Origin of the sequence: Paracoccus actinidiae (genome assembly GCF_030863885.1) — a bacterium.
GTDB lineage: Bacteria > Pseudomonadota > Alphaproteobacteria > Rhodobacterales > Rhodobacteraceae > Paracoccus > Paracoccus everestensis.
Genome location: NZ_CP132956.1, coordinates 4,005,293 through 4,023,226 on the forward strand (window position 1 = coordinate 4,005,293; position 17,934 = coordinate 4,023,226).

Below are 17,934 nucleotides of genomic sequence, written 5' to 3' on the forward strand. Positions count from 1 at the left end.
AGTTCTGGCAGAAGCGCAGAAACACCTGCCGGCAATTCCGGGGTCACGTCCGTCAAGCTGGTGTAATTTCCACTGGCACGATCTATGGGAAAAACCCCTGGCGCTCGTTTCTGGGTGCTGGTCGCCACAACCAGGTTCCTGGGCGAATGGGTCCACCGGCAACACTCCGCCGGTATTGACGGGTTCTGGTAAAAACGCCGTCAGATGTGGTCACTGGTTGCAAAGCATGGTTAGTCTTCTCGTCATGGTAACAGCAACTGACCTTATCGTCGGATGTCATGCTCAAGCGTCCTGTCTTGCCTGCCGGACTCGGGACCACTCCATCTGTGCCTATTGCGGACCCGAAGAACTGCGTCAGCTCGAGGCTATGCGCCTTTTCCGGTCGTTTAAGCCAAGGCAAACCATCGTCATGGACGGCGACGTCCTGGATTTCGTCGGCACCGTTCTCACCGGAACAGTGTCCCTGACGAAGTTCATGCCGGATGGCAGGATCCAGATGGTTGCGATGCTGCGTCCGGGGAATTTTCTTGGCCATCCTTATCGTGCCAAATCGTCTTACAATGCCGTGGCCTCTACTTCAGTCGTCATGTGCGGCTTCCGCCGCAAACCCTTCGAGACGTTGTTGCGCACGATCCCAGAACTTGGGCAGGGGCTTCTTGAGCAGTCCTCCAACGAACTTGATGCGGCGCGGGACTGGATGCTGCTTCTGGGCAGAAAGAGCGCCCGCGAAAAGGTCGCCTCCTTCCTGATGATCTTCGCCCGTGAGAAGGTTGCTCAGGATCCGCCCTTGATGAAGCAACAGATATACCTGGATCTGCCTTACACGCGGGAGGAGATCGGAGATTTCCTGGGTCTCTCCCTGGAAACCGTCAGCCGCCAGTTCTCGGCTTTCAAAGATGATGGTATTGTGCATCCCAATGGGAAGCGGGGCGTCACGGTCATCGATTATCCGGCATTGCTGGCAGAAACCGGTGATGACGCGGATGGAGGCTGGCTGACCTAGACAGTATGGTTCATATATGAGAGGGCAAGCGCTTGCCTCTTCCACTGGATTTTTGGGCTGATGGTCTTGTCCTCTCCCAAGCCGTTGGGCGGAAAGTAGCATGACAGCTATCCACTCAAACGGTTTCTGGTGCCAATCCAGTGCCGCGGTCCTGCTGCCTAATACTCCCGGAAACGGCCAGGCAGATGTCCGGCACGAACACCGTGCCTGCTACGCCCGGGCCTACGCCGCTGTCGGTGGCGCTGTCAGCCGCACACGGGTCAGGGTCAGCACCTCCCCATCGTCCTTGCAGGTCAAGCGCACCCGCCACTGAGGCGATTGGAACGTCAGGCGAAACTTGCCTGCGTCGTCCCCTTCGCCTCGCTCAACCGTGCTCCTGATGCTCCCCGAGCGCATGAGGTCCTGGAAACCAGGAACATCAAGCTCCAGCAGCCGTGCGATCTCGACCGCCTCGATGACGGGCCGGCCTTGGTCAAAACCAACCTTTATCTTTGAGCCGAGATCCATGGCATCATCCTCTGCTTCAGGCGGCAAGTTGTTCGTCGGTAGGACCGAAGAACTCGTAATGGATGCGATCGGCGGGGATGCCGGCGGCGCGCAAGCTGCCGACAAAGTGGCGCAGGAAGGGGCGCGGGCCGCAAAGATAGACATCCGCCTCGGCCAGGGGGGTGTTTCCCTGCAGCCAGTCCAGGGTGATCCGGCCGGGATTGGCATTTTGATCCGCGCCGCTTTCGTAAAACGTTTCGACCAGAACATTGCCATGTCGGGCTGCGGCTTTGCGGACCTGGGCGTCATGGGCATGATGCGCCGGGCTGCTTGTGCCGTGGACATAGAAGACAGGCACGTTGTGATGCTGCTCGGCAAGAACCTCCAGCATGCTGACGATTGGGGTCAGCCCTACCCCACCCGACAGCAAGAGCAGCGGACGCTGTGGCGTGTCGGACAGATAGAAGTCGCCTGCCGGAGGTGTGGCTTCGATGACCGCGCCTACTTCGACCTGATCGTGCAGAAAGCCTGAAGCCTCGCCCTTCGGCTCGCGCTTGACGGTGATCCGGTAGAAGTCCGCGTTTGGCGCGCTTGAAATCGAGTAGTTGCGCTTGACTCCGGCTAGCCCGGCCTCGTCGAAACGCAGGGTCAGGTACTGCCCCGGGCGGTGCGCGATGACGGACCGTCCGTCTAGGGGACGCAGCACAAAGGACACAATGTCTTCCGCCTCGCTGCGCTTGTCAGCCACACGGAAGCGTCGCCAGTTGGTCCAGCCGCCCGGCTGCGCCTCGCGCTTGACTCCGGCCAGTCCGGCCTCGTCGAAACGCAGGGTCAGGTACTGCCCCGGGCGGTGCGCGATGACGGACCGTCCGTCTAGGGGACGCAGCACAAAGGACACGATGTGTTCCGCCTCGCTGCGCTTGTCAGCCACACGGAAGCGTCGCCAGTTGGTCCAGCCGCCCGGCTGCGCCTTGATCGCGTCACGGATCGCCGTCTCGCGCTCTATCAGCAGGTCGGCCAGGAACCAGTAGGCCTCGCCCCAGGCCCGCAGGTTCTCCTCTGTGGCCGCCTCTCCCAGAACTTCCGCAATGGCACCCAAAAGCGCTTCGGCGACGAATGGATAATGCTTCGGAAGAATGGCGTAGCCGATATGCTTCTGGGCGATCCGCTCCACCGCTCCGCCAAGAACGCTCAAGTTCTCAATGTTGCGGGCATAAGCCAGCACGGCTTGAGCCAAGGCCAGACGCTGCGTCCCCGTCTTCTGGTTCGCGTGGTTGAACAGGGCTGCAATGTCCTCGTCGCGGAACAGGCGGCGATACATGGTTTCCGTGATCGCCAGACCATGCTGCTCCAGAGCGGGCACTGTGGCCTTCACCACGGCGATGGTTTGTTCTGACAAGGACCGGGGCTGACCCGCTACACCGACCATGCGCTGCGTGCGCTGATCCTCCTCGCCGCCCGCGACGGCAGCATGGTGTCGATCCGACAGATTGCCAAAGCGCATGACGGTTCATCGGGGAATTCATGTTCGATGCCCTAGGTCCCAGAAGATGCCAGCCATGATCGCCAGGGGCTGACGCACGAACTTGATCGGCATGTGCTCGACCGCGCCGTGTTGGCCGCATCCCGGATAGAGGCAGGCACCCAGATCGCCAGCAGGCCCAGAGTGCCAGTGAAGATGGTGTTCGGAAGCGACCCGCCGAGGTTCGGCAGAATCACCGGCGTCACCTCCATCGTGCGCTGCATTGAATCTGCCACAAAGCGCACCCATTCGTTGGCTTGGTCCGATCGGCTGGCAGGGGAAATCTGCGTCTGTCTCTGGCACGATCTTGACGCACTGCAGGCCGGCATGATCCAGAGTGCGCCGCACGGCGGGCATGACCATACCGGTATCGATGCCGACCAGATGGCGCAGCTGCAGCCGCGCCCGGGGGCGGAATGGCATTAGGCGGCTTGGCGATGTTGCCGACCTCAACATCCATCACCTCCACCATAGAAGCGCGGCCTGGGTCAGTCCTGGGGCGCCCCATCAGGCATTCTGGATCGCCCTGGCTTGGTTTGGTGCAGCCCGACAGGGCCTCGCGCGCGTCAGTGGGGATGGTGCCTGACGTCAGTTCGGGAACCAGGCATTCGCCAGTCGGTCCGATGAGCGCCGCGACGGCATGAGCCAGTTCCACACCAGGATTTGCCAGCAGCCCGCCTCCTTTGCCGGAAGGGTGGTATCTCTCGCGAGCCGCGACCTCCAAATAAATGTTCATACCGCCGCGCGCCCAGGAAGATCGTCAGCTGGTTCAGCCCGATGCGGGGACCGTCCGGCGCGATCAGCGTGTCGGCGGTTAAAGCGTCAGCCACGTCGGCGCACAACTCAGCAAGAACAGGCGATCCGTATTCCTTGCTCATCTCCATGAGGGATTTCAGGTTGAAGCCCAGCCGACCGCTCACTGCAAGCACCGCCTCGACTGCGGCGAGGTTTACGGAATGCTGGCCCTTGTCGTCGGCAGTCCCCCGACCGTACAAGTGGCCGTCGCGCTCCGTCATCTCGAAGGGCGACAACTCAGGCGACAGTTGTTGGAAACGCCGGTCACCGCGTCGCCGTGGCCGTACATCAGCACCGTCGGCTGGTCCCGATCCTCGATCCGGCTGCCCAGCAGGGAGGGGCTAGGAGCCGCGTCGCGGTGAAACACCTGCACTTCGAAGCCTAGGCGGTCAAAGACCGGATCAGTTCGCGGTCACAGAGGCTTGCAAATCGGACCGGTGGGCCTTTTCGCCCGAGACGATAGGCATGGCGAGGCTTCGCGCCAGATCCGCCTGGAACCGCCCTGTCTAGAGCATCTTGAGGACGGCGGCACTTACGCCGCCGCAGGCAGGGGTAAGACCAAGGCTCATGCGGCACCTCAGGGTTCTTCGGCCAGATGGTAGATGCTGCCGCCGATGGTAACGTGAGGAAATAATCAAGCTTTCTTCAGAACGTTCATAACCCCCGCCCACTTGTGGCTACAAACTCGCATTATGCTGCCGAGGCGACGAACGGGAGCCAAGGAGTTCAAACCTCCCCCTCCCCTCTCCCGCACCGACCTAGACCAGTCTAAGGACCACTTCGCCACCTAACAGGTGGTACGGAGTGGCGGGAGAAGAACCGTGCGGCATCCTTCCGGCGTGCCCCAGGACATCACTGAAGGCCGCTTCATGAACTGACGCCTTCCTCCCTGGGGAATGGACTATTGGGAGCGTATGGCGCTGATGCAGGACATTTCCCGGAACATCGGTGACCCCCAGGGGTTCGACAGCATTTGAACAGGAGCTGTCCCATGGAAGAACAGGCACTAGATTTCCTGAAGGCGATCGTTGCCGCCCCCTCGCCCAGCGGCTTTGAACAGCCGGTAGCCCAACTCTATCGCAACTATGTCGAGCCTTACGCGCACCAGGTCACGACCGACATCATGGGCAATGTCAGCGCGGTCATCAATCCTGACGCCGAGGTCCGTTTCATGTATGCCGGCCACATGGACGAGATAGGCTTCATCGTCCATTATATAGACGACAACGGCTTCCTGTTCTTCAGCACCATCGGTGGCACCGATGTCGCGACGGAAATCGGGCAGCGCGTCATCGTGCATGGGCACGAACCTGTTTCGGGGGTGATCGGGCGCAAGGCGATCCAGGTATTCAAGCCGGCTGACTTCAACGAAACGCCATCGATGCAGGATCTGTGGATCGACATCGGCGCTGGATCGCGCGACGAGGCCGAGAAGATGGTCGAGATCGGCAATGCCGTCACCATCGAGGCAGGGTTCGGGTTCCTGGCGGGCAAGCTGGCCGTCGGGCGGGCCTTCGACAACAAGGTGGGCCTGCTGATCGGCGCGGAACTGGTGCGCCGCCTGTCGCAGGACGGGGACATCCACTCGAACGTCGGCTTTCATTTCCTAGGTACCGTGCAGGAGGAAATCGGGTCGCGCGGCGCAAAGACCGCTGCATTCAACCTCAACCCCCGCTCGGCGCTTGCAATCGACATGGGGGTTGCGACGGATTACCCGCGGGGACGGCCCGAGGACCAGGGCAGGCTGGAGCTTCGCAAGGGTCCCGGCATATCCCGAGGGGCCAATACCAACCCGGTCGTGTTCGACCTGCTGATGTCGGCGGCCAAGGAAAGCGGGATCGCCTTTCAGCGGCAGGCGGCCGGCGCAACAAGCCCCACGGATGCAAGGGTGATCCAGGAACTGCGCAGCGGTGTCGCGACGGGTGTGATCTCGGTCCCGCTGCGCTATATGCACACGCCGTCCGAGGTAGTGTGCCTTGACGACATCCATGCCACGATCGATTTGGTCCACCAGTTCTGCCGCCGCCTTCGCCCGGACACCGACTTCACGCCGAAATAGTAAGAAGAGCCGCGAGCGCTGTTGCCCGTACCCGCACAAAGCGGCAAGCACAGCTTCCAGCCCGCTACTGAACCCCGACTTCGGAGTAACGTTTCATTCTCGCCAAGACTGTATTCCCTTTCACCCGAACCCACTCCAGGGCCCTCGGATGCTGCTGGTTCTTGGGGCACCGGACAGGCCGCCGTCCCGGCGGAGGCGTAAAAAGACAACACGGCCGCGGCGGATTGTGACTGACGCCCTCGTTGCGGGATAGGGCCTGCGGCAGTCGGCCACCATGGATCCCATTCTCCAGCAGCACGTGGATTGGGGGCGACTATGCCACTTGCACGACATTCTGGCCGATGGAACCCAGTGGACTCGTCCCGGTTCTCTTCCGGTCAGGCGCTCACGAGACTGCGGCCGCCGTCGGCCTTGAGGGCCTTGCCATGCACGATGAGAAGTCGAATCCCTCATCTGCACCATGTCCTTGCGAAAAAGGTTGAATTTGGTTTGGACGTTTCCCTGAAAGGGGGCGCAGTGGCGTTCATCCTGAAGCAGCTCGAGGACGGCACTCCGGTTGCGGAGATCTGCCGCAGGGCGGGGATCCGCAAGGTGGCCTCCTTCACCTGGAGTAAGGAGGATCAGTGAAGGTTCCGGTGGACTGTTTACCCGACGAACGCGTTATGGCGGGCTGCTGGCGGACGAGATGCTCCGGCTGAAGGCGCTCGAAGAGCGAGCTTGTAAGCGCCACGGGTTCGAGAGAGCAGGCGAACAACAGCCGGCTCAAGAAGATGGCGGCGGCTCTGACGCTGGACCGGGAGATGCTGTGAGGCACGTCATCCGCCGAAAGCTTTGACGCCCGCCGGCTTGAACCGGCGCCGCCTGCTGGCTCACCTTGGCCTGATGCGCGAACTGGTTCGCGGGATGTGCATCGATTGGGGCGTGTCGATCCGCGGGGCTTGCGGGATCCTGCAGTTCGACACCTCCACGTTTCCCTCCACCTCCCGGCGCACCGACCAGGCGGCCGTCGCACGACGGATCAGGAGATCTGCGAGAGATGAGCCGTCGCGGCACCATCGGTCCGAGCGCGACGCGATTGGTGTGCGCTATGGCTATCGGCGCAAGCATGTCCTGCTGCGCCGGGAGGGGTGGGTGATCACCATCAAGAAGACCCGCAGGATTTACACTGAACTGGCCTTGCAGATCAGGAACAGGAACCCGAAGCTGCGGGTCCAAGGTTGGGGAGCAGCGCATTAACCCCAACGAATCTCGTTATGAACAAGGGAAGACCGGGGGCGCGTCAAAGCTTTATCCCGGTCTTGTAATTTTTTTTTTTTCGCAAGGCGTGAGGCTGCTCAGTGTCTCGAGCCGATTGGCGAAGTTACAGGCGACGATGAAACCTGCAAGAGACGTTCGCAGCTGATCGTCATTGTCGTAATGGCAGCGCCTGACGTTCAGCAGGAAAACGATCCTTCGGGCCGTCTTGCGATCTGCTTCACCTTCCTCGAACCTGCGGTTCGCCCCCTCGACCTGACTGTTGGTCCATGGGCCTTAACCCTGGTCAGCCTGTGCTCGACTTCGTTTCGATAAGCTTGGGGCCGATTTTCCCTTCTGGCCTGGTTGCTGCGATTTGGGAAAGGCGTGGCGGAAATGCCGCCACGCCCATGTTGTTCACGCCACCAGCTTCTTTCCGTTCTGGGCATGGCGTTGCGCCAGCTTGCGGCCCATGCGTCCAGAAAGCATTTCCCGCACCGCCGGGCGGGCGTTGCCCTCGGCAAGTTCAGGGAACACCGCCAGAATTTCCTCCTGAGCTTCCCGAGGCACGGATTTCAGTGCCTCGGCCCCGGTATAAAGGGACTCGGTTTCGGCGCCGTTCGACAGGACGATCTGGTGGGCGTCGAACAGGAAGTGGACATAGGTCACCGATTCCAGATCATCGGCAATGTCGATGCCTTCGGTCACCATCAGCTGCTTGGCCGCAACCAGCACCTCGCAGTGTCCGAACATCCGCTCGGCAATCTTCGATCGCACCAGGATGCGGTGTTGCGGAGAGACGATCAGGTCGCTTGTGGGCAAGCCCTGACCCAAGGCGCCTGTCCTGATGCGGATGGGTCGAAGCTGGGCATTGGCCGCCAGAGTGGCAGCATTGAGCGTGCGCTGTCCGACCCAGCGGATGGGCTGATAACCATTGTCGCGGGTCAGCACCATGTCGGCGACCTTCAACGCGCCCGCCGGCACTGGCCCGTCGGCCGTTGCGATCATCGCATCAGTCCCAAAGCACACCACAGCGGTCGCATTCTCGGTCAAGTCCGAGGCGCTTACTGCCGTTTCGCCGTTTTGTATCCTCAGGGTGAAGTTCTCGGAGAAACCGGCATCGGTCCGGATGCTGTTGAGCACGCCATCATCGGCTTGGTCTGCCTTGAGCCAACCAAGGGCGGACTCATAAGGCCGAAGGCCGAGTGTCGTCCGCTGGGCGTTGATGATGGCAAGGTTCGTGGCGTTGTAAAAGCCTGTCAGATCGACGCTGTCGTTGTTGGCTGTATCACCCACGGTGAAGTCGGTGATCAGGTCGCCTGACGTCGCAGCAAAGAAGTCGTTGCCAGCGCCGCCCGTCAGCGTATCCGCCCCCGCGCCGCCCTCCAGGTAATCGTTGCCATCGCCACCCAGAAGGACATCGTTGCCGGCCCCCCCGAACAGGCTGTCGTTGCCAGCGCCTCCGCTCAACTGGTCGTCGCCGATGCCGCCCAGAAGGGTGTCGTTTCCGATACCCCCGCCGACTGTGTCGTTGCCCGTGCCGGCATCCACATAGTCGTCGCCGTCTTCGGCCTCGACCCGGTCGTTTCCGTCGCCGGCCAGTATGCTGTCATTGCCTGCGCCTGAAACGATAACGTCATCGCCTGCACCCCCGTCGACGGTTTCAGCCCCAAGGCCGCCCGTAAAGCTGTCGTTTCCTGCCCCCATAGCGAAGCTGGCTGACGCGGCGTTGGTCGAAGCATTGATGGCGTCGGCGCCCGTGCCGGTTACGATGGATTCGATGGTGTTGAAGCTGGCCGTTCCCCCGCTGCTAGCAAAGGTTCCGCTGCCATTCGTGTAGGTCACTGTTGCGCCTTGCCCGGCGGCAAAGCTGGCGCCCGACAGCGTGTCGCTGCCCGTTCCCCCGGTGATCGTGTCGTTGCCGAAGGTGCCGGTTAGGTTGACCAGGTCATTGCCGTCGCCGGTGTTGATCACGTCGGCGCCCGAGCCGCCGGCACACCTGGATCATCGCTTTCGCTACCAGGTCGATATGCAAGCCTCCAAGTCGTCTAAACGACCAAACCGCCCGCATATCCCTTCAGATATCCATCAATGTCAAAAAGCAAAGGAAACAAATCACAGATCAGGCGTCTCTCTCGCGACGCCTGCCCGGTCATTTATTCTAGAATTCTTTCCGATGCACCATGCCTTTTGGCCGCTTCGGAGATAGCGTATTTAGGGCACCGCACTCCTGCCTGCAAGGGGGAAATTCTTCATGACGATAATTGTTTTGGAGCGAGGTGTGTTGCTTCCTCTGAGACGAGATCCGGTATTGGAATGCCCGCCGGCTGGACCACACCATCTTGAGGAACTGATACGCTGAACAGGCCTTGCTTGGAAAAGGCTCATGACATCACAATGATCATGCCGCCAGCATCCGATGCCGTTCCGTCAAAATGCTCGGCCTTGTTTCATGATCACTTATCCAGCAAGAAGAGGAGGGGGAGAGCAGTTGCCGACTCGCCCGGCCAGCACCAGCGGCCTCTCTTCTAACGCCGGTGCCGCCTCAGCTATCGACCGCCTGAGCCGGTCGATCGGCCAGAGTGGCAGGGTAACCGAGATGACCCGTGCCATCGCATGCCTCCAGTTCGATATCGAGGGACTCGCCGGCCCGCGCCCGGATCAGCTCGATGAGCCAGCGGGCTCGGCCGAGACCAGGAACAGGCAGGGGCGCAGAGGGCAGGACAGAAATGCGCCAGCGGGTCATCGCTGCGGTGGGCTGGCCGAAGTCATAAGCGTCCTGCTGGCGCCGCCAGCGGCGGAGCGCAATGCCGGTGGTGCCCGATCCCTTGGCCGCCAGATGCAGCCTGCGCGAGGCCGTCATCGAGAGCCGCGCGACATCGGCCACCACTGCACCCAATCCGCCATGGCGCAGGCCCTCTTCCATGCAGGCCAGCACCGAGACGTCATCGCCCGCCTCGACATAGATCACCCGGTCCGGACCTAGGCCTGCCTGCTCGAGGCCGGGGGCAAAGAGATCAGCCTGCGTCAGGCACCAGAGCACCTGTCCTGGCAGTCGCGCCGCAATGCCTGCGGCAAAGCAGGAGGCGGCCGCCCCATCCACCGCGCCATTGCCGCCGCCCGCCACCTCGTGCAGGCAGCCGAGTGCCAGACCACCACCAGGCAGACGGCGATCCAGATCGGGCAGGCCAAAGGGCAACACCTCGCGTGCTGGTCCACCGTCCCCCTCCATGGCGGCGATCTGCTGGCGCAGCGCGGCAAGGGCAGGGTTGAAGGGCCGGGCAGACATGGGAGGGCGGCTCCAAAGCAGTTGAGAACAAACAGGTTATGTTCCTTTTTTGTTCCACTGGAGCGACGCGTGTCAACCAGGCCGCCAGTAATCAGCTGGGGATATCTTCGCTCCTCCACCGCGTTATGCTGCCGAGTGAAGTCCCACGCCAAGACAAGGAGGATCGTCTCATCTGCAATCTTTACAACCTGACCACCAACCAGCAGGCGATCCGGGATCTGGCGCGGGCGATGACAGACAGCCTGGGCAACCTGGAGCCCAACCTCGATGTCTATCCCGACCGTCCCGCGCCGGTGGTGCGCAACACGGCCGAAGGGCGCGAACTGGTCCGGCTGACCTGGGGCATGCCCACGCCGCCGCAGTTCCTGAAGGCCAAGGATGCGGCCGATACCGGCGTCACCAACATCCGCAACACGGCCAGCCCGCATTGGCGCCGCTGGCTCGGGGTTGAGAACCGCTGCCTGGTGCCGGGCACCGCCTTTTCGGAATACGGCGCAAAACCCGATCCGGCCACGAAGCGCAAGCCGTTGCACTGGTACGCGCTCGATGAAAGCCGGCCCTTGTTCTTCTTCGCGGGCATCTGGACGCCGTGGCAGGGCACCCGCGGCTCCATGAAGACGCCGCGCCTAGGCGAACACGAGCTCTTCGCCTTTCTCACCTGCGAGCCGAATGCGGTGGTGAAGCCTGTCCATCCCAAGGCCATGCCGGTGATCCTGACCACCGAGGAGGAGATCGAGATGTGGATGACGGCGGAGTGGGCGCAGGCACAGGCCCTGCAGCGGCCGCTGGCCGATGACGCGCTAATGGTGCTGCCGCCGGATGCCCCCGACGAGGCGCAAGGGCAACTCTTCTAACGCAGGAGGGCAGGGCCGTGAAGATCGCCACTTACAACATCAACGGCATCAACGGCCGCCTGGACACGCTGTTGACTTGGCTTTCTGAGTCCGAGCCTGACATCGTTTGCCTGCAGGAGTTGAAGGCACCGCAGGCGAAGTTCCCGCAGAAGCAACTTGCCGATGCTGGCTACGGTGCCGTCTGGCACGGCCAGAGCCGCTGGAATGGGGTGGCGATCCTGTCGCGGGGGAGCGAGCCAGTGCTCACGCGACGAGAGCTGCCCAGGGATCCCGATCCGTCGCAAAGCCGCTACATCGAGGCAGCGGTAAATGGCCTGCTGGTAGGCTGTCTTTATGCTCCGAACGGCAATCCGGCACCCGGACCAAAGCTGGATTACAAGCTGGAATGGCTGAAGCAGTTCACCGTTCATGCAAAGCACCTGCTCAGCATGGACATCCCGGTGATCCTCGCGGGCGATTACAACATCATTCCCACGGAGCGCGACGTCTATAATCTAGACCGCTGGCGCGAGGATGCCCTGTTTTTGCCGCAGGTCCGCAAGGCCTATGCGTCCATCCTTAAACAGGGTTGGACCGACGCGATCGCGACGCTTCATCCGGATCAAGCGATCTATACCTTCTGGGACTACCTACGCCATGCCTGGGAACGGGACGCCGGCTTGAGACTGGATCACCTTTTGCTGTCTCCAGCATTGTCCTCAAAGCTAGAAGATGCGGGTGTGGATCGAGACATGCGAGGAAAACCGAAAGCCAGCGACCACGCGCCGGCATGGGTGCTTCTTGAGACAGGGTGATCTAGTTTTTCCTTGAAGATCAACCCTGCCATGCAGATTGCAGGCTTTCCTGCGAAGGATGGTTCTGTATTGGGACAGGCATTTGAGGAGATCATCATGGATATCAACTACAACCAGCTGTCCCTTGAACAGCTGAAAGAGATCAACAAGAAATCCGCAGCTGCCATTGCCGATTTCGAGAACCGCCGGAAGAAAGACGCCATCCAAAAAGCCACCGAGATCGCCAAGGCTGCAGGTTTTTCCTCGCTTGAAGACATGCTGGCTGCTCAGCCCGCAAAGCAAAAGGCCGAACCGAAATACCGCAATCCGGAAAACCCTGAACTGACCTGGAGCGGACGTGGCAGAAAGCCGGGCTGGATTGCAGAGGCTCTGGAAGCCGGAAAGTCGCTGGACGATTTCGCCATCTGACAGTCTTTTATAATCCCCGCGCTCGCGGGGGTTTATCACTTTCCGAAGTGAGCGTTTTCTTTCATCAGTATTTGGCGCTGCGTTCGGCTATTCGACGCGCCAGGTTGCGTGACCCTGCCAACGCAAGCTCGCCATAGCTTTCCCCCTTCTGCATCGCCTTCTGCCCCGCAAGGGCGGCGGCACGGGCGGGAGGACTGCTGGCCGCTGCTTTTCCAGCAAGAGATCCAGCCGCCTTCACGCCTACTGCTGCGATAGCTGCTTGCGTGGGCGTGACCGCCATAATCATGCCGCTCAAGGAACTGACGATCATCGGGATGCAAAGGGTGCAGACCGCCATGATAATCAAACAGGCAATGAAGGGAATGAAGTCGGACACACTCTCGGTCAGGGACGAATTAATTGTCTCCATGTAGCCCATGACGATGCGGATCAGCCCGCCGAGCATGACGGCCGTGACGAGCGGATAGAGCGTGTAGCTGACTGCGCCTTGAAGCCAACGGTTGAAGTAATCCTTCGTGACCTCAAACATGCTCAAGGCAATGAAGATGGGGGCAATGCCAAGATAGATCGTCACCATGACCTGACCGAAGATCAGCAGAAGCGCGGCCAGTGCGGCAATGCTGCCGAGGCTGAAGGTAATCATCACGCTCATGATGGCGCCCCCCATCCAGCCCATCGGTTCCATGACCTTGTTGGCCTTGTCCGAAAAATCGGAAATGAAGGCATCCATCGCTGCGGCGAGATTGTTGGACGGGACTTTACTGCCGCCGAACTGTCCAAGCAGGTTTGCGGCAATGCTGTCCACGCCGCCTTCAATGGCACTGGCAATCAGGTTGAACTGGCCCCACACCAACCCGATACTGCCTATCGCAATCAGCTTGATAAAGGTGACGACGATCTGCCCGGCCGACATGGGCCTGTATTGCAGAACCATGTTCACGCCCAGCATGACCACAGCCAAGGTTGCCATCGTTGCGGCGAGCGTTCCCATTCCCTCCAGCACAGCCCCGAAGCTGGATTGCGCTACACTGTCCAGCTCACCTTGGGAGCGGCTAACAAAGCCCTCAATCATGCCCATCAGTAAACTCCCTGCGCTTTGCAGAGTTTATCGACCTCTCGCGTCAGGCGACTCCGTTCCGTGCGAGCATAATCTCTAACCCAGGCGCTACTTTCGTCGTCAGGTAGCTTTGCGAAGCGATTTTCTAGTTCGTCCAAAGCCCCGTCCCATGACGGAAAACGCAATTCGCAGGTGCATTTTCCCGCCGCAGCCTCAAGACTGGCTGCAACCTGATGGATGTAGGCGCTTTCCAGGAAGCGCAGCGAAGCCGCGCCTGCAATATCATAATGCTCAATCTCGGGCGGACGCGGAGCGGAGCAACCGCCCGGCGTTGTGTAGAACCCGCCGTCAGGCTTGTTGCCATCATTCGAGAAGGTCGTATAGCCAGGCTGCCCCGCAGGATCATTCGCCTGGGCCATGTCCACCGGCATGTCGCGTTGTTCCTTGGACTGGTCCAACGCGACCGGAGCGGCACCTGTGTTGAAGGAGAAGGTCAGGTAGCCAGCTTCCCGCATCGCCTCACTTGGAACGGTCATGACGGCAGGCGCTTCGCTGTCATCATTCGATAGGATCATGTAGCCGTTGGCTAAAGCCGCAGCGGCTGAAACAGCCAGAATACCCGTAATCACCCATTTCATGCCGCGTCTCCTATCGTCGGAATAAAAACCTGCGCGATGCCGCGCGTTTCGCCAATGCGCCCCGTCTGAATAATCACGTCGATGGTGCGCAAGATGTAGTTGCGCAGATCAGTGTAGCTCATCCGTACGTCGGAACGGCCAGCCGCAATCGCCAGCCGGTCAAGCGCCAGTTCCGGCGTTTCCGCGTGGATTGTCGTCATCGAACCACCATGCCCGGTGTTTACGGCTTCAAGGAAGGTCATGGCTTCCTTGCCCCGGACCTCGCCCACGATTAGGCGATCCGGACGCATCCGCAGCGTGGCTTCCAGAAGCATGTCGGGCGTCCTGGTGGCGCCGCCCCGATCCGCAATGAGAGACACCGCGTTCGGCTGTTCGGGGAACAGTTCACGCGCGTCCTCAATGGTGATGATCCGTTCCTCTTGCGGGATCATGGAGATGATCTTGCGCAGCGCCACCGACTTGCCAGTATCGGTGCCGCCCGAGATCAGGATGTTCAGCTTGTGGGTCACGCAGAAACGCAGCGCCGCTATCAGGTCTCCAGCCTCGATCAGTCCTGCGAGACTAGCGTTGCGCTTTTTCCGTTCCACATCGAGAGCCACCTGCTTGCCATGCAGGAAGCGCAGCTCGATGTCCTCTATGGGCAGGGCGGCAAAGAGTCGGAAGGAGAGGGCCGCTTCCTGCGGCGTGGCAGGCGCAAGAACCGCCTGCGCCCGGATCGGCCTATCGTTATAGGCCACGGTTGCGGAGACCAGGAGCTTGTCGCGGCCGGTCTGCGCCTGGTTCTCGCCCGCGATCTGGTTGGCAAGGGTATGGCCGAAGTTCGGTTCAACCCTTTCCCCGGTCGGTTTCATATGCACGTCGCCGCGCTTCAAGATCCAGATGCTGCGGTCCGGGTTGACCGAGACTTCAATCGTGGCGGGATCATCCAGCCAGGGCTTGAAGCGGTCCAGCTTGTGGGCCAGCCAACCCATCAGAAGATTTCCAAATCGCGATCAACCATGATCGTCACAAGAGAGCCCTGGTCTATGGCAATGGTCGGCTGGCGGTTCAGATAGCCGTCGAGTGCGCTTGACGTGGCCCCCATCATGTTCTGCGATATGGCTTCTGCCACGTCCGAGGTGCTGTCGTTGTCGTCTTCATCTGCCAGGGCAATGGCAGGCGCGAGGCCGATCAGACTGATCAGCGCGGCCGAGCCAAAGCGCGCGCCGAAGTGGGTGTTCACCACCCCGCCCATGCCCGAACGCCCGATGGCATCACCGCCATAGGCTCCGATTTCCACGGTCTGGTTGTCGGGCAGGATGATCCTGTTCCAGACGATCATCGCCCGCCGCTGGCCGAGGTCGGTGTTGTCGTTATAGGCGCCGATGACGCGCGAGCCGCGCGGGATCAGGATGCGTGATCCATCATAGGAATGAACGTCCTCCGAGACCAAGGCGCGGATGGTCCCCGGCAGATCGGTGTTGATGGCGGTTTCCAGCACCGCCTGGATCATCGTGCCCTGCAGAACGGTATTGGCCGGATTGGCGATGTCCTTGGCCTGTTCCATCGGCGCACGCGCGGCCTGCTGGCGGGCAAAGCGTTCGTTCTGGCTTTGGTTGCGCAGGTTCGGATCGCGTTCCTCCATGCCGGGATAGGCCGCTGCCGCCTCCATCGCACCTGCTGCACCCGAAGCGCCCGCCCCGCCGCCGCCCGAGGCCCCGCCCCCAAAGGCGATCATGGGCGAGGAGGCGCGGGCGCGGTAGAGTTCTTCGGCCTCACGGCGGCGATCAACTTCCCCGTCCATCGTCCCGAGGTCCGGGTTTCCGCCGCTGATCCGCGCCGCGTCAAGCTGCGCCTGAAGCTGCGCAAGCTGCCGGTCGCGGTCGGCAATCATGTTGGCGTTCTCAGTCTGCATAGAGGTCATCGTCTCCTGCAACTGGCTCACCTGCGCCAGGAGGTTGTCGATCTGCGGGTCATTGCTGACGACTGGCGCATCCTCAACCGGCGGCACATCGTCTTCGACAGTGATGTCCACCTCTTGCTGCGGCTGCTGGCGCAGCCGTTCGATCTCGGCCTGCAATGCCTCGATCTGCGCCAGCAATCGTGGGTCGGGTTAAGGCTCACGCCGCTGGGGCAGGGGCATCCGGGGGAAAGGAGCCTCATTCGTCTGGAACGCGGCAGGCTGGCCTGTCGGCAAGGTCGCTTGCGACAGCGAGTCAGGCTGCGGCCAGAACATCACCGCGATAAAGACGGCACATGCCCCGGCCAGGGCCGTGCCCGCCAGAAGCCTGCCTTTTCCACCCGGCGGCGTGCCGCGCCGGTTGTTGGCCCGCGCTTCCTGCACCTCTGCCGCCAGACGAGCGGTATCGTCCTCAAGATCAGGGGTGCCCTTGTGGCCGTTGTCCCCATCGTTCTGATCGGTCTGGTTCTGCTCGCTCATGGCCGGGGGTCCAGTCGCTTGATGACGGTCTCGGTCGCGGCAATCCGCAGCACCCAATAGGGGCTGATGCCGCTCACCCGAATGGTGCCGTCCGGAAGGGTTGTGCTGTTGACGGTGCGTTCAGGACCCGATGACGTCTTGAAGATCGCCGGGAGCTGCGCGCCGCGCGGGAAGCGGAAATAGGTGAAGTCGCCATCATCCCAAACCTGCAAGGGCAGGGCGGCATTGCGCTTGCTGGCGCCGTAGCCGCCCCAGGGGGTTGTCGGGTTCAGCCGCTTGTTCTGCGGTTCTGCCGCCGCCGTCCGGGGAGCCTGCGCGGCCACGCCGCCACCGAAGCGGACCACATAATCAGCCCGCGCGCCCACTTCATTCAGATGCAGGTAATAGGCGCGACGGTTGGTATAGACAGTCATGTTGGTGGAACCGCCTGCAACGGTCGGCTTGACCACCAAGGCCCGCCCGCCTGGAACGCCGTCGAAGTTGAAGCCTTCGGTATCGCCCGCCACGATGCTGACGATTTCCTCACCGGGGCCAAACTCCACGGAGGTCACGCGCATCATGCCCACATTCACGCGGTACACCTGCCCGTCCTGATAAACGGCATTGCGGACCCGTGCATCATGCCGCCCGGCAGAGGGCGTGACTTCGGCCAAGGCCGGTGCCGCCCAAGTTGCCGCGCCAAGCGCGGCCGCGATCAACCATCCTTTCATTGGGCTTCTCCCTCGTTCCGGAACCGTTCGGCGGCCACGCTGTAGTTGCTGACCGTGAAGCCAAAGGGGTTGGACCAGACCCCATCGAGGCTGCGCAGCGTCGAAGGGTCATAATCATAGGCCAGCGTGACGACGAAGGTGCCCTCCGTCACGCCGTCGAGCGTGGTCAGGCGCTTGGTGACGCGGGCCTGCGCGCGGTTGTTGCCAATGTCCGAGATCGAGGACACGGCCACGTCGATGCGGGCGTTTTCCCCGTAGATTTTGGGTGGAAACTCCGAGTTTTGTTCGTTCCACAAATCCTGGAGCGACTTTGCGGCCTGACCCGTGGAGCGGGCAAAGACGCCTTCGATGCGCAGGTCACTGTCGAGTTGGTTGTAGGTTTCCCGGTCGCGCACATAGGCATAAACCAGCGACTGCATCACCGCCTCGCGTTCCGCCAGGCTGATCGTGCCGACATTCGCCATCGGCAGCGCAGCCCCCGTGGTCGGATCGAAGGGCACCAGGGCAGGGGGCGGCTTGTCGATGAAGAGGGCCACCATGGCGGCCGCCAGACAGCCGGCGACACCGAAGCCCGAGGTGATAAAGGCGATGCGTTTCCACATCGCGGCTTCCTCGCGCGCGCCGTAGATCAGTTCTTCCTCGAAGACATCCTTGATGGTGCTCATGG

The 17,934-nt window shown here is 61.6% G+C and carries 18 protein-coding genes and 1 pseudogene; 7 read left to right on the forward strand and 12 right to left on the reverse strand.

Going from position 1 to position 17,934, the window contains the following annotated elements; all coding sequences use genetic code 11:
* Positions 1-244: 244 nt before the first annotated feature.
* Complete coding sequence (locus Q5701_RS19860) at positions 245-1,003, forward strand: Crp/Fnr family transcriptional regulator (protein ID WP_373568572.1); 759 nt, start codon at positions 245-247, stop codon at positions 1,001-1,003.
* A gap of 222 nt (positions 1,004-1,225) precedes the next feature.
* Here Q5701_RS19860 and Q5701_RS19865 read toward each other — a convergent pair whose 3' ends face one another.
* Positions 1,226-1,510, reverse strand: coding sequence for a DUF6522 family protein (locus tag Q5701_RS19865; protein ID WP_306752676.1), 285 nt, complete (start codon positions 1,508-1,510; stop codon positions 1,226-1,228).
* A 16-nt stretch (positions 1,511-1,526) separates the two neighbouring features.
* Entirely contained in the window at positions 1,527-2,993 is a 1,467-nt protein-coding gene (locus Q5701_RS19870) for a globin domain-containing protein (protein WP_306752677.1), read from the reverse strand.
* Positions 2,994-3,086: 93 nt separating this feature from the next.
* Between Q5701_RS19870 and Q5701_RS19875 the strand changes: the two genes are divergently transcribed.
* Positions 3,087-3,437, forward strand: coding sequence for a hypothetical protein (locus tag Q5701_RS19875; RefSeq protein WP_306752678.1), 351 nt, complete (start codon positions 3,087-3,089; stop codon positions 3,435-3,437).
* Between the two features lie 140 nt (positions 3,438-3,577).
* Here the strand turns inward: Q5701_RS19875 and Q5701_RS19880 are convergent, their stop codons facing one another.
* The gene (locus Q5701_RS19880; RefSeq protein WP_373568573.1) at positions 3,578-4,042 is read right to left on the reverse strand and encodes a M20/M25/M40 family metallo-hydrolase; all 465 of its coding nucleotides are present in this window, start codon (positions 4,040-4,042) and stop codon (positions 3,578-3,580) included.
* A gap of 755 nt (positions 4,043-4,797) precedes the next feature.
* Here Q5701_RS19880 and Q5701_RS19885 point away from each other — a divergent pair.
* Both Q5701_RS19885 and Q5701_RS19890 read left to right on the forward strand, forming a co-directional pair.
* Entirely contained in the window at positions 4,798-5,865 is a 1,068-nt protein-coding gene (locus Q5701_RS19885; protein WP_306752680.1) for a M20/M25/M40 family metallo-hydrolase, read from the forward strand.
* A 489-nt stretch (positions 5,866-6,354) separates the two neighbouring features.
* Positions 6,355-7,080 (forward strand): annotated as a pseudogene (locus tag Q5701_RS19890) (transposase family protein); the annotation flags it as partial.
* 435 nt (positions 7,081-7,515) lie between these two features.
* Here the strand turns inward: Q5701_RS19890 and Q5701_RS19895 are convergent.
* Positions 7,516-9,072 (reverse strand): Hint domain-containing protein, encoded by a 1,557-nt coding sequence (locus Q5701_RS19895; protein ID WP_306752681.1) that lies wholly within the window; start codon positions 9,070-9,072, stop codon positions 7,516-7,518.
* Between the two features lie 571 nt (positions 9,073-9,643).
* Positions 9,644-10,387 (reverse strand): ImuA family protein, encoded by a 744-nt coding sequence (locus Q5701_RS19900; protein ID WP_306752682.1) that lies wholly within the window; start codon positions 10,385-10,387, stop codon positions 9,644-9,646.
* A 125-nt stretch (positions 10,388-10,512) separates the two neighbouring features.
* On the opposite strand from Q5701_RS19900, the gene Q5701_RS19905 reads away from it, so the two are divergent.
* Genes Q5701_RS19905 through Q5701_RS19915 form a run of 3 tightly spaced genes read left to right on the forward strand, consistent with a single transcriptional unit; the run spans position 10,513 to position 12,443 of the window.
* Positions 10,513-11,241 (forward strand): SOS response-associated peptidase, encoded by a 729-nt coding sequence (locus Q5701_RS19905; protein WP_306752683.1) that lies wholly within the window; start codon positions 10,513-10,515, stop codon positions 11,239-11,241.
* A gap of 17 nt (positions 11,242-11,258) precedes the next feature.
* Positions 11,259-12,035, forward strand: coding sequence for an exodeoxyribonuclease III (locus Q5701_RS19910; RefSeq protein ID WP_306752684.1), 777 nt, complete (start codon positions 11,259-11,261; stop codon positions 12,033-12,035).
* A 12-nt stretch (positions 12,036-12,047) separates the two neighbouring features.
* Positions 12,048-12,443 (forward strand): H-NS histone family protein, encoded by a 396-nt coding sequence (locus Q5701_RS19915; protein WP_306752685.1) that lies wholly within the window; start codon positions 12,048-12,050, stop codon positions 12,441-12,443.
* A 64-nt stretch (positions 12,444-12,507) separates the two neighbouring features.
* On the opposite strand, the gene Q5701_RS19920 is transcribed toward Q5701_RS19915, so the two are convergent.
* From Q5701_RS19920 to Q5701_RS19950, 7 genes are read right to left on the reverse strand one after another with little or no spacing between them, the layout of a single operon-like run.
* Positions 12,508-13,521 (reverse strand): TrbL/VirB6 family protein, encoded by a 1,014-nt coding sequence (locus Q5701_RS19920; RefSeq protein WP_306752686.1) that lies wholly within the window; start codon positions 13,519-13,521, stop codon positions 12,508-12,510.
* Positions 13,521-14,138, reverse strand: a complete 618-nt coding sequence (locus tag Q5701_RS19925; protein ID WP_306752687.1) for a hypothetical protein — start codon at positions 14,136-14,138, stop codon at positions 13,521-13,523. Before Q5701_RS19925 ends, Q5701_RS19920 begins: the two co-directional genes overlap by 1 nt.
* On the reverse strand, positions 14,135-15,109 hold the full coding sequence (locus Q5701_RS19930; protein ID WP_306752688.1) for an ATPase, T2SS/T4P/T4SS family: 975 nt from the start codon (positions 15,107-15,109) through the stop codon (positions 14,135-14,137). Before Q5701_RS19930 ends, Q5701_RS19925 begins: the two co-directional genes overlap by 4 nt.
* Positions 15,109-16,218, reverse strand: coding sequence for a TraB/TrbI/VirB10 family type IV secretion system protein (locus tag Q5701_RS19935; protein WP_306752689.1), 1,110 nt, complete (start codon positions 16,216-16,218; stop codon positions 15,109-15,111). Before Q5701_RS19935 ends, Q5701_RS19930 begins: the two co-directional genes overlap by 1 nt.
* Positions 16,219-16,230: 12 nt before the next feature.
* A complete protein-coding gene (locus Q5701_RS19940) occupies positions 16,231-16,557 on the reverse strand; it encodes a hypothetical protein (RefSeq protein WP_306752690.1) in 327 nt (108 codons plus the stop codon).
* On the reverse strand, positions 16,554-17,267 hold the full coding sequence (locus Q5701_RS19945; protein WP_306752691.1) for a TrbG/VirB9 family P-type conjugative transfer protein: 714 nt from the start codon (positions 17,265-17,267) through the stop codon (positions 16,554-16,556). Before Q5701_RS19945 ends, Q5701_RS19940 begins: the two co-directional genes overlap by 4 nt.
* Positions 17,264-17,932: a VirB8 family type IV secretion system protein gene (locus tag Q5701_RS19950; protein WP_306752692.1), complete on the reverse strand. Its 669-nt coding sequence runs from the start codon at positions 17,930-17,932 to the stop codon at positions 17,264-17,266. Before Q5701_RS19950 ends, Q5701_RS19945 begins: the two co-directional genes overlap by 4 nt.
* Positions 17,933-17,934 lie beyond the last annotated feature (2 nt).